A 13,308-nucleotide genomic window follows, 5' to 3' on the forward strand; every position below is an offset into this window, starting at 1 on the left:
GGCGCTTACTCCGTGGGCGCGGCCTGGGCGGGTGCCTGGGACGGCGCGGCCTCCGTGGGGGCGGGGACGGCCTCGGCGGCGGGCGCGGGGACGGCCTCCACCGAGACTTCGAGCCGGAAGCTCCCGAGGGCCGCCGGATACTCGTGGAACACGAGGAGGAAGGGCGCACGGGCCCCGGGCGCGACGGAGACAGCTCCCGCGTCCAGGCGCTTGCGCAGGGCTTGAGCCGCCTCCGCGTTGCCCACGGCGTGAAGCTCCTCGGGAGTGGCCACCAGGCCCGCGAGCCCGTCGACGGAGCGCACGCGCTGGTCACCGTCGAAGAGCGCGCCGCGCACGCGGACATGGGTCGCCGCGCCGGTCCGGTTCTCCACGTCGCCCCGGATGAAGAAGAGGGGGCGCCCTGCCTGCGTTTCGTACAGGCCGTTGGAGACGTCGAGCGCCACCAGCGGCTTGGGCTCGGGGACGAAGAGGGCGCGCAGGCTCTCGGGCGACAGCACCGACAGGTCCAGTCGACCTTCGCTCAGATAGACGCTGCCCACCGCGCCCAGTCCCACCACGAGCGCGGCGGCCACCACGAGGTTGACGAGCAGCGCCGTCACCTTGCGCGCGCGGCTCGGCGGGCGGCCCTGGGGGATTCCGACGTCCTCCGGCCGGGCCGTGGGCTTGGCCACGGAGACCACGGGCGAGGTGGACATCTGCGGGTCCAACTCGAGCACCTCGCGCTGCCCCACCCCTGCCCCGCCGATGCGGCCGAGCGTGACGCCGCCGAAGTCCTGCCCCTCGTCCGGAGGAGGAACGTCGTCCAGGAGCGAACCCGCCGAGTGCGCCTGGGAGTCGTCGAACCCGAGCGAATCATGGGACGAGGAGCCGAACAGCTCGGCGCGCCCGGTGTCGGAGGGCTGAACGCCCGCGTGCTCACCGAAGTCGCCGTCCGAGGAGTGGCCGAACAAGTCCTGGGCACCCGGAGGTGAGGCAGGGCCCAGGCCGGCGGACGGCTGTGGCGGATGACCGGGCCTCGTCGCGTCGTCGAGGTCGAGGGACGCGAATGGATCCGCGCCGCCCGGAGCCGCCTGCATCGGAGGACGACCGGGCACCGTCGCGTCGCCAAGGTCGAGGGACGCGAACGGGTCCGCGCCACTGGGGGCCGCCTGAAGCGGAGGACGACCAGGCTTCGTCGCATCGTCGAAGTCGAGTGACGCGAACGAGTCCGCGCCACTCGGAGCGGCCTGAAGCGGAGGACGGCCGGGGACCGTCGCGTCTTCGGGCGCGGAGTACGGCGCCGCGCCTCCAACTGGACGCGCCGACGGGGCGGCGCCCTGGTGCGGAGGACGCCCGGGCAAGGTCCCGCCCTCGGGCCCCAGGAAGGCAGCTCCCGCCTGGGCGGCACGCGCGGGCGATGCGGTGAGCGGGGCTCCCGCCGAACCCCCACGGGGCGCGGATGAAGCACCAGGCGCACCCGCCGAGGCTCCAGGTGGCACGCCCGCTCCCGCCGGAGCGGCACGAGGCGCGGATACAGCCCCGGGTGCTCCCGGCTGGGGCGCGGAGCCGAGCGGCGCGCGCGCATCGGAAGCAGGCACGCCCGCGACGGCCGCACGCTGCGCGGAGGCCCCCGCCGGAGCAGCACGGGCCCCCAGTGGAGCCCCAGTCGCTGCGGGCGGAGCACTCGGAAGCGCTCCACGCGCTGGAGGCGCCGACGACGAGAACGGAGGCTGTCCCGTCATCGTCGCGTCGTCGATGTCGATGGACGCGAACGGATCCTCCTCCGCACTGGGAGGAGCAGGAGGCGGAGCCTGGACCGGCGGGCTCGCCGTCATCGTCGCGTCGTCGATGTCGATGGACGCGAATGGATCCTCCTCGGCGCTGGGAGGAGCAGGAGGCGGAGCCACCCGCGCGGCGGGAGCCACGGGGCGACGGTCGGCGATGCTCGGCCCCTTCACGGGCGCGGGCAGTGAGTCGAACGGATCCTCCGCTCCTCCCGGCATCGGAGCGGACATGAAGTCCGCGAACGGGTCGTCCACCTCGGGGCCCGGTGAACCAGGGGCCTCGGGTGCGGTGCCTCCACCCTGGCGCAGCGCGGCGGGCGGAGGGGGCGGCGGCATGGGCCGCTGCGTCATCGCCCCCGGTGACGCACCGCGAGGCGAAGCGACTCCCGGGCCCGAACCACCCGGCAGGGGCACGGCGCCGGAGAACATGGCCGCGCCTTCATCGACGGGAGGCGGCACCGCGCCGCCGTAGAGCCCGGTCGAAGTGTCCACTGGTGGACGAACGGCCTCGGGCGGCGCGGGCAAGGGCACAGCGCCCCCATTGCGCACAGTGCCAACACCGGGCGCCCCCGTGGCCTGGAGCGGCGGCCGAGGCATCGGACCGATGCGGGTGGGCTCTCGGAAGACTCCGTCGTCGAGCTCCCCATCCATGCTGTTCCAGGAGGGGTTTCCAGACGGCGGGGGCTCCGAGGCCACGCGCGTGGCGGCGACGCCCTGGGCAAAGAAGCCGGGGCGTGTGACTTCCACGCCTTTCGGGTCTGGGGCGACACCGAACTCAGCGAAGGGGTCGGCCTGCCCGGCCGAGGAGGGAGGCGAGGACGCACCGGCATCCTCCCCGCCTGGTTCGCGGGTGACGCGGAACGTGTTCTGACATTTGGTGCAGCGGACCTTGACCCCCTTTTCGGTCACCTTCTCGTCGGGGATCTTGAACCGTGTCTGGCACCGCGCGCACTTGACGATCATTCAGGCCTGGGGGCGGGGACGAGTATAGGGCCACCGGGTGGGTACCGCGAGTCGGGTTCTCGCTGCTTGCTCGCCTCCAACCCCTCTGGTACGAGGTTCGCCCCTGCGAGACTCAGACATGGAAGCTGGCTTTGAGTCGAGCCCAAAAGGGGCGGAGAGACCGATGAGCGAGGCCGAGCAAGCAGGCGCTCCGAGCAAGGAGCCGAAGATCATCAAGCGGTACACGAACCGAAAACTCTACGACACCGTAGAGAGCCGGTACGTGACGCTGGATGAGATCGCCGCGATGATCAAGGAGGGCACCGAGGTGCGGATTGTAGACAACCGCACGAAAGAAGATCTCACTTCGGTCACCCTCGCGCAGATCATCTTCGAAGAGGAGAAGAAGAAGAACCAGATGCCGCTGTCGGTGCTGCGGGAGATCATCCGCCACCCCGGCGAATCCATCTCCGGCTTCATCCAGAAAGAGGTCACTCCCCGCGTCGCCTCCATCCGCGAGGAAGCGGAATCCCGGCTCGACAAGCTCCTGCGTCGCGAGGAAGCCGCCAAGGCGGGCCTCCCCGAGACGGCCGTCGAGGAGACCCCGCAGGCCGCCGCCGACGCCGCGGGAGGCCTGTCCCCCGCCGACCTGCTGAAGGCCAGCCAGCGCGCCTTCGAGGACTGGCAGCGGAAGATCGACGAGCGCGTCAAGCACGTCGTCGAGAACCTGACCGGCAACCTCCCTGCCCTGGGCCGCGACATGCAGTCGCTCACCCAGCGGCTGGAAGAGCTGGAGAAGAAGCTCGAGCAGTTCGAGCAGCAGAAGAAGCAGGAGCCCTAGTCGGCTCGCGGTGCCCGCTTCCGCTTCCGGGGAGCGGGCCCGCCGTGGATTTCGGCCGCGATGGCCGCCAGCATCCGCGCCCCCCGGCTCCTGGGCGCGTACTCGAAGATGGTCTTCCCGTGGCTCTGCGCCTCGTCCACCTTGACGTCGTAGCCCAGGGGCGTGGTGGCCAGTGAGTCCGGGAAGTACGCCCGGAGCCGGTCGAGAATCGCCGTGGCCAGGGCCGTCTTCCGGTACAGCGTGGGCACCACCTTGGTGACGCTCAGCCCGGGACGCCCCTCCGCCTCCCCCACCTGCCGCACCGTGTCCGCCACCTCCGCGCAGCCATCCAGCGCCAGGTACGTCAGCGCCACGGGCACCACCACCTCCGTGGCGGCGACCAGGATGTTGCGCGTGGTGAGCCCCATGGACGGCGGCGAGTCGAACACGATGGCGTCGTAGCCCGCCTCCCGGGCCGCCTCCAGCCTGTCCGCCAGCCGATGGGCCCGTCGCGCGTCCGCCGCCACGACCACGGGGAAGTCCGCCATCTCCTTGTACGCGGGCAGCACATCCAGACCGGGCACGGCCGAGGGGTGCACCACGTCCTGGAGGCGCACGGAGTCGTCGGTCAGCAGGTGGAAGACGTTGCGAGGCAGCGTGCGCACGTCCAGGCCCAGGGCCTTGCCGGCGTGGCCCTGAGTGTCCAGGTCCACCAGCAGCACCCGCAAGTCCCGCTCCCGCGCGAGCCACGCGGCGGTGTTCACCGCCAGCGTCGTCTTGCAGGTGCCGCCCTTCTCGTTGATGAAGGCGATGCGCCGCATGGGCCTTGGACTCCCCGGCTCGCTCCCGGGTGCTTACTTCTTCGACGACGGCGCCTTCTGCGCCACCAGGGTGTCCACCTTGCTCTCCACCGATGCGAGCAGCCGCTCCAGGTCGTCCACCTTCGAGCGGAGCTGCTCCAGGTCCGCCGTGGACGGCAGGTTCATGGCCGACAGCGCCGAGCGCAGCGCGCTGTCCAGCGTGCCTTTCGCGGCCAGCGAGCGCGACACCAGCGTCTGCACCGTGGACACGAACTTCTCGTTCGACAGGAGCTGCTGCGCCAGCTTGCCGACGCGCTCCTCGCCCGTCTCGACGAGCTTCTTCATCACCGGGTTGTTCTTGAGCATGGGAACCAGGAGCTTCACCCGCGCGGGAGCCCCCCGCCATCGGGACGTCAGGAAAAAGACGCCGCACTCTGCGAGGGGGCAACGCGACGTGTCAAGTTGGGCAACACCTCGTGGCCAAACGCGTTGACTCCTGGAGACACGATTCCTACGGTTCGCCGCTCTCTTATGGCAGGGCTCCTGGACAAGCGGTTGTGGGTCGTCTCCGGCAAGGGCGGCGTGGGCAAGAGCACGGTTGCCGCGGCGCTCGCCCTGCGCTCGGCGCGCGCGGGGCGTAGGACGCTGGTGTGCGAGGTGAATACTCAGGAGCGCATCAGCCGCTTCCTGGAGCACCCCACCGCCGGCCCCGAAGTGACGTTGCTGGAGGAGAACCTCTGGGCGGTGGACGTGCGCCCGCAGGAGGCCATGCGCGAGTACGGCCTCATGGTGCTGCGCTTCGAGGCCCTCTACAAAACCGTCTTCGAGAACCGGCTGGTGCGCTACTTCCTGCGCTTCATTCCGTCCCTGCAGGAGCTCGTCCTGCTGGGGAAGATCATGTACCACCTGCAGGAGAAGCTGCCGGACGGGCGGTGGCGCTTCGACACCATCGTCCTGGACGCGCCGGCCACGGGCCACGCCATCTCCTTCCTCAGCGTGCCGCACGTGCTCGTGCAGACGGTGCCCCAGGGGCCCATGTCCCGCGAGGCGCAGAAGATGAGGGACCTGCTGGTGGACCCGGCGGTGACGGCGGCGGTGCTGGTGGCGCTCCCGGAGGAGATGCCGGTGAACGAGGCGCTGGAGCTGCACGCCGCGCTGAAGGACAAGGTGCACATCCGCACGCACGCGGCGGTGCTCAACCAGGCCATTCCGGAGCGCTTCACGGAGGCGGACCTGGAGGCGCTGGCGGGCCACCCGGAGCTGCACCGCGTGGCGCAGGCGAACCACGACCGCGCCTCGCTGACGGTGCTCGCGGGCACCAAGCTGGAGCGCAACCTCCACGCGCCGGTGTTCAACGTCCCCCGGCTGTATCTCCCGACCTTCGGGCGGGACGCGATTGAACAGGTCATGGGCCACCTCGAAGCACTGGTGATGGGGGAGAAGTGAGCACGACGGCTCTGGGTCCCGCGCTCGCCAGGAAGCGCGTCCTCATCTGCGTCGGCTCCGGCGGTGTCGGAAAGACGACGGTGGCGGCCACCCTGGCCCTGCGCGCGGCGGTGGATGGCCGCGACAGCCTGGTGTGCACCATCGACCCCGCCAAGCGCCTGGCCAACTCGCTGGGCCTGTCCGCGCTGGGCAACGCGGAGACGCAGGTGCCGGCCTCCGCGCTGGAGCCGCTGGGCGTGACGGCCCGCGCGTCGCTCCACGCGATGATGCTGGACATGAAGCAGACGTGGGATGACCTCATCACCCGCGTCGCTCCGCCCGAGCAGCGCGAGCGCATCCTCGCCAACCGCTTCTACCAGTCGCTCTCCACCGCCCTGGCCGGCAGCCAGGAGTACATCGCCATGGAGAAGGTGTGGGAGCTGCGCCGCAAGGGCGAGTACGAGCTCGTCGTGCTGGACACGCCACCCACCGCGCACGCGCTGGACTTCCTCGACGCACCCAACCGCGTCCTGGACTTCCTGGACAACGAGGCGGCGAAGTGGCTGCTGGCCCCCGCGCTGAAGGCGGGCAAGCTGGGCCTGTCGCTGTTCAACCGCAGCGGCTACGTGCTGCGCGCGCTGTCCAAGTTCACCGGCACGGAGATGCTCCAGGAGCTGTCCAGCTTCATGCTCTCGCTGTCCGGCATGAACGAGGGCTTCCGTGAGCGGGCGCGCGGCGTGCGGGCGCTGCTGGAGGATGCGTCCACGGGCTTCGTGCTGGTGACGAGCCCGCACCCCGAGCGCATGGATGAAGCCATCCACTTCAGCACCCTGTTGAAGCAGCACCGCATGGAGGTGGTGGCGCTGGTGGTGAACCGCGTCCACCCGCTGCCCACCGAGGCCATGTGGGCCGACGCCGCCACGCTGACGCCCACCCGCCGCGCCAAGGTGGAGGAGACGCTGCGCGAGCTCCAGGTCCTGGCCGAGCAGGATGGACGCGGCATCGCCCAGCTCCAGGCCGCCTGCCCGGGCATCCCCCTGATTCAGGTGCCGCGCTTCGGACTGGACGTGCACGACATCACCAGCCTCTGGCAGACGGGCCGCTTCCTGCTCGGCGACGACACCTTCTGAGGCGAGGCCCCACGCCGAGCGACCGGCCGGGGCGGCGCGGAACAGGAGGACGCATTAAACTGGGCGCGCCCACCCGAGCGGTGGGAACTCCGAGGGACAGCGCGTTGTCCTGAGGCGGCAGGGCCAGGAGGCGCATTCCGTGACGGGAAGCGAGCGAACGTACATGTCGGTCAGCCGGTGGTGGTGGGTGGTCGCCCTGGGTCTGGGTGTCACCGGATGTCGGACGACGGGCAGCGCCGCGCGTCCGGAGTCCTCCGAGACGGGCCCCGTGAAGCAGGAGCTCCAGTTCGACGCCGTGACGGTGACGGCGGACCTGGAGCTGGACAAGCTCAACGACGAGGAGCTGTTCGCCGGGGGGACGTCGGCCTTCGCGGCCAACGACTTCAAGCAGGCGGCGCGCTACTTCGGCCGGCTGGTGGACTTCCACCCCAACAGCCAGCACCGGCGCGCGTCCCTCTACAACGCGGGCCTCGCCCACCAGCGCCTCAAGGAGTGGGAGGAGGCCTGGCACCGCTTCTCCGAGCTGGCGGACCCGGCCAGGGGCCAGGGTGACGCGCTGGACGCGTCCTTCCGCGTGGCGGAGACGCAGTACCACCTGGAGCGCTACGACGAGGCCATCAAGGTGCTGACCACCGTGGCCGAGCGCGAGGACCTCCCCGTCAACCGCCGCATCGAAGCCCGGGTGCAGCAGGGCGTCTGCGAGCTGGAGGCGGGCCGCACCGACGCCGCGGAGGCGACGCTGCGCAAGGCCATCACGTCCTATGAAGCCCTGGCCGACAAGGACGAGGTGGACGACTACTTCCCCGCGCAGGCGCACTTCTTCGTGGGGGAGCTGTACCGGCTGCACTACGAGAACGTGAAGCTGGACCCGGCCAAGGGCGCCGACAAGCTCGCCGAGGAGCTCAACTACAAGGCGGAGCTGCTCCTGTCCGCGCAGGGCCACTACCTGCGCTCCATCCGCGTGGGCAACGGCTACTGGGCCACCGCCGCGGGGGCGCAGATTGGCGCGCTCTACGAAGACCTCTACGCGCAGATGGTCAGCTCCCCGGCCCCCTCGGAGCTCAACGCCGAGGAGGCCGTCGTCTACCGCCAGGAGCTGCGGAAGAAGATTCGGGTGCTGCTCACCAAGTCCATCAACATCTACGAGCGCACCCTGGAGACGGCCGAGCGCATCGGCTCGCAGAGCGCCTTCGTGGACCGCACGCGTGAGAGCCTGGCCAAGGTGAAGGCACTGCTGCTGGCGGACGCGGAGGGAGAGCCCGTTCCGGCCCCGCCCGCCTCCGAGCAGGAGCCCCATACGTAGAGCGGAGGAGTCCCCCTGACTGGGCAGCTGGGGGCCGCGCGGCGTAGCCTGGGGCCCTCGCATGGAGCCCCTCTTCACGCCCGAGCAACTGGCGGAGATTCACGCCTACCACCTGCCCTACTACGTCCGGGCCGCGGTGGACCCCTTCGCGCGGCTGGCCCTGCTGGCGCTGCTCCTGGGCGTGCTCGTCCGGCCCTTCTTCCGCATGGCCACGGGGATGGCGGCGGGCCTGGAGCGCCGACTCGGCTTCCTGCGCACCGCGCCCGTCAGCCGCGCCTTCTTCAGCGCCATGGACCGGCTGTGGGGTGAGCCGGGCTGGGGCGCGGCCGTCATCTTCGCGTTGATGACGGACCTGTTCGTGAAGCTCGTCTACGCGCCCGTGGACATCTGGTTCGCGTACACGCTGGAACACCAGCACGGCATGTCCAACTACACCCCGGCCGCCTTCGCCCGGGACATGCTCAAGGGCCACCTGCTGGGCGCATTCGCCATCGCCGCGCTCGTCATCGGCCTGTACGGACTGGCCCGTCGCACGCGGCGCTGGTGGTGGATTCTGGGCGTGCCCGTCGCCCTCCTCCTGCTCGTCTCCTCCGCGCTGGACCCGTACCGGGGCCGCCTCTACTTCGAGCAGCAGCCCCTTCCCTCGGGCCCTTTGCGCACGCGGATGACGGAGCTGATGACCCAGGCGGACATCGCCTTCTCCGACGTGCTGGTGGAGAAGACCTCCATCGCCTCGCGCCGGCTCCAGGCGTACTTCGCGGGCCAGGGCCCCACGCGCACCATCGTCCTCAACGACATCATCCTGCAGGAGCTCACCGAGGATGAGGTGTTGGCCGCCGTGGCCCACGAGGCCGGCCATGTGCACGAGCCGAAGTGGCCCGGCCGCATCGCCTCCTCGCTGGCGCTGGTGGCGCTCCTCTTCGCCATCGACCGGCTGCTGCGCGTGGCCTCAGCGCGCGGCTGGTTCGGCACCACGCGCTTCGCGGACATCCGCACCCTCCCCCTGCTCTCCCTCCTGCTGTCCGCCGTCCTGCTCGTCGGAGGCCCCATCGCCGGGGCCTTCTCCCGCGAGCGCGAGCGCGAGGCGGACCGCTATGCCCTGCGCCTCACCCACGACGTCGACGCATTCCGCCGCATGCTGGTGAAGGCCGCCCGCGTCAACAAGATGGACCCCCAGCCCCCCCGCTGGGTCGTCCTCAAGGGCCAGAGCCATCCCCCCATTGGCGAGCGCCTGGCCGACCTGCCTCACCCCTGACACGACACGAAAAAGCGGCCGGCAGGTGGGCTCCCCCATTCCCCGTTCCCTCTCCACCCGAGCCCACCCGCCGACAGCCCCCGCCGGGCCACTCCCCCGAGCGCCGGCGGCACTTCCCCCCACCCTCCTTCCGCCCCGCTACGGCTGCTGGGCGTCCTGCTTCAGCTTCTCCACCGCCGCCAGGGTGATGGACTTCACCAGCGCCCTCGCCCTCCGCCCCGCCGCCGTCTCGCCGTGCGGGTCCACCTCCACCGCGTTGGACAGGTCCGTGAAGCCCTGCCGCTCCCCCTTGCGCAGGTACAGCTCCCCCCGATTCGCCAGCGCCACCGGATGACCGGCATCCCTCGCCAGCGCCGCGCTGTACTCCGCGATGGCTTCCTCCAGCCTCCCGAGCTTCTGGTACACGGTGCCCAGCGCCGCGTGAGCCCCCGCGTCCCTCGGGTTCCCCACCACCAGGCCCTCGAAGAGGATGCGCGCCTCCTCCAGCCGCCCCGCCGCCGCCAGGTCACATCCCACCTGCGCAATCGCCTTCGCCTCTTCGAAGGTCATCCCCTCCACCTCCGCCCATGTCGCCTCCCCCCGCGCGAAGGACTTCATCCGCTGCACCGCTCCGCTCTCCATCCGCATCGCCACCGTCGCCTCGTGTTTGATGACGCGTCCCATGGGCCCCTCAGGCGCCACGCAGGTTGGAGATGGCTGTCTTCGCCATCTCGTTGAACTTCGCCGACATGTTGCTCATCAGGTCGAACATGGATTTGCGCTTCTCCAGGAGCCGCTGAAGCCGCAGCTCCAGCTCGCGCATGTTCCCGTCGAGCGTCGCGGCCTTCTTCTTGTCGGCGTCCGACGTGCCCAGCGCCGCGCGGTCCTCTCCCGCGCTCGCCATGCTGTCCATGACCTGCAGAATCTCCGCGTCCGTCTCCGTGGAGATGGCACCGAGGATGGCCTGCACCTTGTCCTCGATGCTCATGTTCGGGTTGTCGACGATGGAGCGCGCGCTCGACACCTTCGTCGGTGACGTGCCCGGCTTCGCGCCCCCCGACAACTCCAGCTCCGCCTTCACGTCCAGCCACCCGATGATGCCGTCGCGGCCGTCGATGCCCGCCGCCATCTCCAGCCGGTCGAAGTACTCCGGGTGGTCCTTGAAGAACTGCGCGGCCTTCTTCAGCGTCGACGACGCCGCGGGATTCGCCAGCAGCGCCGCCAGGTCCTCGCGCGTGACGCGGTCATCCTTCGTTCCCGCCGCCGTGTCGAACGTGCCCCAGTTGTCGCGCAGCACCGCCACCGCCTCCAGGTACTCGCGAAAGTCCGGGTCCTTCGACGTGGGCGGCTTGCCACCGCCCGTCACCGGGCCCTGTCCTCCGCCCGTTCCCGGCGTCGGCCCCGTGCCCGGCGTGGGAGGACGCGTGCCCGGTGAAGGAGTGCCCGGCGACGGACCTCCCGTGGAAGGAGGACGCGTGCCCGGCGTCCCCGTCGAGGGCGGACACGTCTCCGGCTCGGGCTTCGGAGTCCGCGGACGCTCCGGCCGGCCGTAGCGAGAGAACTCCTCACCCACGCGCTTCAGCTCGGAGCGGACTCCCGACAACTTGATGCGGTCGTCGTTGTACAGCTTCTCCACCACCGGCATGAACCGCGCGAGCAGTCCGTTCGAATCCACCCGCTCGAACAGCGCCGCGTTCTCCGTCAGGAAGCGGGCCGCGCTTCGCAGCTGCGGAGACAGGCTCGTGTCATGGGCCGCGCGCCGCAGCTCGTCCTTCGACAGCGAGCCCGACTTCTTCCCATCCGCGAGGTCCAGCTGGTCGAAGTTCGCCTCGAGCACCTTCAGCGCGGCCTCGTAGTCCAACATCTTCGGGTCCAACGCGCTGGTGCCCGTGGGAAGGATGGGCGCATAGCCCTCCGTCTTCGCCGCGCCCCCCGTTGCCGCGTACTCCGTCTTCGCCGCCGGGTTCTTCTTCAGGTCCTCCGCCACCCCCACCACGCCGCTCGCCGCCAGCAACACGTTGCCCGTCGCCACGCCCTCCACCGTCTTGATGGAATGAGCGATGAGGGGCGTCAGCCCCCGCGTGTCACCCGCGCCCTCCACCGCCGTGCCCTCGGGGCTGGCCAGCAGGTTCGTCGCGCCCTTCAGAAAGTCCACCATGAGCCCTCCCGCGCGGCGTGTTGGAAGCAGTGCCGCGCGCTGGGCAGAGGGGGTTGCAGCGGGGATGCCGCCCGGTGGCTCGCAGGGCGTCGCAGCGAATTCCGTCGGTTAGCCTGACTGACAGGCGAGGCGCGTCCCCGACGTCGGACGGAGCGGTCCGCGACGGAGGATTGCGGTTAAGGTCCTGAGGCACATGCGCACCTTCGGTTTGGACTACGGAACCAAGACCATCGGCGTGGCCGTCTCGGATGGGCTGGGGCTCACCGCCCAGGGCGTCACCACCATCCGACGCACCTCGCTCAAGGCGGACCTCGCCGCGCTCGGCGCCCTGGCGCGCGAGCACGAGGTGGACCGCATGGTCATCGGACTGCCGCTCAACATGGACGGCTCCGAGGGCCCACGCGCGGAGGCCTCGCGCAAGTTCGCGGACGCTGTGACGCAGGCGCTCGGCGTCCAGGTGGAGCTGCTGGACGAGCGGCTGTCCACCGTGGCCGCCACCCGCACGCTCCTGGAAGCGGACGTCAGCCGTGCCCGCCGCAAGGAGGTCATCGATCAGGTAGCCGCGCAGTTCATCCTCCAGGGGTGGCTGGACGCCCGCCGTCCCCAGGAGGCGTCTGCGCACGCGGATGACTACGACGACTACGACTCGGAGCCGTCTGAGTGAAGAAGGCCCTCGTCTCAGTGCTCGTGCTCGCCGTCCTCGCGGCGGCGGGCGTGGGAGGCTGGTACTTCCAGCAGTCGCGCCACCTCTCTGAGTTCGCCGCGACGCCCACTGCCTTGCCCGCGCCCGTGACGGTGGACGTTCCTCCCGGCACGGGGCCTCGCGCGCTCGCGCGGCTGCTGGCGGACCGAGGCGTGGTGACGGACGCGGAGCTGTTCTATCGCTACCTGCGCCGGGAAGACCTTGGCCCCCGGCTGAAGGCCGGTGAGTACGAGTTCGAAGGCACCCTCACGCCGGCCCAGGCCGCGGAGAAGGTCGCCTCGGGTCAGGTGAAGCTCCACCGCTTCACCGTGCCGGAGGGACTGCGCGCGGAGGAAATCCTTCCGTTGCTCGTGGCCTCCGGATTGGGGCTCGACCTCCGGAAGCTGGAGGCGCTCATCGCCGACGCGGCCTTCCTGCGCGAAGCGGGCGTGCCCGCGAAGTCCATCGAGGGCTTCCTCTTCCCGGACACGTACACCTTCGCCAAGGGCGTCCGCGAGGAGGCCGTGCTCGGGAAGATGGTGGCGCGAGCCCTGGAGGAGTACCGGAAGGCGGACGCGGCGCGAAAGCCCGGCGTGAAGCTGGGCCTGCTGCAGACCTTCACGCTCGCCTCCATCGTGGAGAAGGAGACGGGCGCGCCCGAGGAGCGGCCTCGCATCGCCTGCGTCTTCCACAACCGGCTCCGCAAGGGCATGCGCCTGGAGACGGACCCGACGGTGCTCTACGCCATGCGCCTGTTGCGCGGCGTCTTCACGAAGAACCTCACGCGCGAAGACCTGCGGACGCTCCACCCGTACAACACCTACAAAGTCTCAGGGCTGCCGCCGGGGCCCATCGCCAGCCCGGGCGCCGCGGCGCTCCAGGCCGCGCTCGCGCCACAGGACTGCGAGGACCTCTTCTTCGTGTCGCGCAACGACGGCACCCACGTCTTCTGCCCCACCTACGACTGCCACCAGGCGCTCGTGAAGCAGTGGCAGGTGGAGTACTTCAAGAAGCAGCAGGCGACGCCCCGGAAGCCCTGAGGCCCCACGCC

General features: G+C 70.5%; 12 protein-coding genes and 1 pseudogene. 7 read left to right on the plus strand and 6 right to left on the minus strand.

The window, feature by feature from the left end; genetic code table 11:
* Positions 1–5 precede the first annotated feature (5 nt).
* Together LZ199_RS16385 and LZ199_RS46965 are read right to left on the minus strand one after the other, a co-directional pair.
* Positions 6–2,255, minus strand: a complete 2,250-nt coding sequence (locus LZ199_RS16385) for a hypothetical protein (RefSeq protein ID WP_407667210.1) — start codon at positions 2,253–2,255, stop codon at positions 6–8.
* Between the two features lie 372 nt (positions 2,256–2,627).
* Positions 2,628–2,726 (minus strand): annotated as a pseudogene (locus LZ199_RS46965) (zinc-ribbon domain-containing protein); the annotation flags it as partial.
* A gap of 163 nt (positions 2,727–2,889) precedes the next feature.
* On the opposite strand from LZ199_RS46965, the gene LZ199_RS16390 reads away from it, so the two are divergent.
* Positions 2,890–3,546 (plus strand): polyhydroxyalkanoate synthesis regulator DNA-binding domain-containing protein, encoded by a 657-nt coding sequence (locus LZ199_RS16390; RefSeq protein ID WP_163865414.1) that lies wholly within the window; start codon positions 2,890–2,892, stop codon positions 3,544–3,546.
* Here LZ199_RS16390 and LZ199_RS16395 read toward each other — a convergent pair.
* Together LZ199_RS16395 and LZ199_RS16400 are read right to left on the minus strand one after the other, a co-directional pair.
* Complete coding sequence (locus LZ199_RS16395; protein ID WP_253994636.1) at positions 3,543–4,346, minus strand: ParA family protein; 804 nt, start codon at positions 4,344–4,346, stop codon at positions 3,543–3,545. The genes LZ199_RS16390 and LZ199_RS16395 overlap by 4 nt on opposite strands.
* A gap of 33 nt (positions 4,347–4,379) precedes the next feature.
* The gene (locus LZ199_RS16400; RefSeq protein WP_256569177.1) at positions 4,380–4,691 is read right to left on the minus strand and encodes a hypothetical protein; all 312 of its coding nucleotides are present in this window, start codon (positions 4,689–4,691) and stop codon (positions 4,380–4,382) included.
* Positions 4,692–4,856: 165 nt separating this feature from the next.
* On the opposite strand from LZ199_RS16400, the gene LZ199_RS16405 reads away from it, so the two are divergent.
* The 4 genes from LZ199_RS16405 (at position 4,857) to LZ199_RS16420 (ending at position 9,438) form a co-directional block, all read left to right on the plus strand.
* Entirely contained in the window at positions 4,857–5,771 is a 915-nt protein-coding gene (locus LZ199_RS16405) for an ArsA family ATPase (RefSeq protein ID WP_253994638.1), read from the plus strand.
* Complete coding sequence (locus LZ199_RS16410) at positions 5,768–6,880, plus strand: ArsA family ATPase (protein WP_253994639.1); 1,113 nt, start codon at positions 5,768–5,770, stop codon at positions 6,878–6,880. The genes LZ199_RS16405 and LZ199_RS16410 overlap by 4 nt, the downstream gene beginning before the upstream one ends.
* A 163-nt stretch (positions 6,881–7,043) precedes the next feature.
* Positions 7,044–8,183, plus strand: coding sequence for a tetratricopeptide repeat protein (locus LZ199_RS16415; protein WP_253994937.1), 1,140 nt, complete (start codon positions 7,044–7,046; stop codon positions 8,181–8,183).
* A 61-nt stretch (positions 8,184–8,244) separates the two neighbouring features.
* Positions 8,245–9,438, plus strand: a complete 1,194-nt coding sequence (locus LZ199_RS16420) for a M48 family metalloprotease (protein WP_253994640.1) — start codon at positions 8,245–8,247, stop codon at positions 9,436–9,438.
* A 138-nt stretch (positions 9,439–9,576) separates the two neighbouring features.
* Here LZ199_RS16420 and LZ199_RS16425 read toward each other — a convergent pair whose 3' ends face one another.
* Entirely contained in the window at positions 9,577–10,101 is a 525-nt protein-coding gene (locus LZ199_RS16425) for a tetratricopeptide repeat protein (protein ID WP_253994641.1), read from the minus strand.
* Between the two features lie 7 nt (positions 10,102–10,108).
* Entirely contained in the window at positions 10,109–11,575 is a 1,467-nt protein-coding gene (locus LZ199_RS16430; RefSeq protein ID WP_253994642.1) for a hypothetical protein, read from the minus strand.
* 193 nt (positions 11,576–11,768) lie between these two features.
* On the opposite strand from LZ199_RS16430, the gene ruvX reads away from it, so the two are divergent.
* A complete protein-coding gene (gene ruvX / locus LZ199_RS16435) occupies positions 11,769–12,239 on the plus strand; it encodes a Holliday junction resolvase RuvX (protein WP_253994643.1) in 471 nt (156 codons plus the stop codon).
* Positions 12,236–13,297: an endolytic transglycosylase MltG gene (mltG, locus tag LZ199_RS16440; protein WP_253994644.1), complete on the plus strand. Its 1,062-nt coding sequence runs from the start codon at positions 12,236–12,238 to the stop codon at positions 13,295–13,297. Before ruvX ends, mltG begins: the two co-directional genes overlap by 4 nt.
* Positions 13,298–13,308: the final 11 nt, after the last annotated feature.

Origin of the sequence: Myxococcus qinghaiensis (assembly GCF_024198215.1) — a bacterium.
In the GTDB taxonomy this organism is placed as follows: Bacteria; Myxococcota; Myxococcia; order Myxococcales; family Myxococcaceae; genus Myxococcus; species Myxococcus qinghaiensis.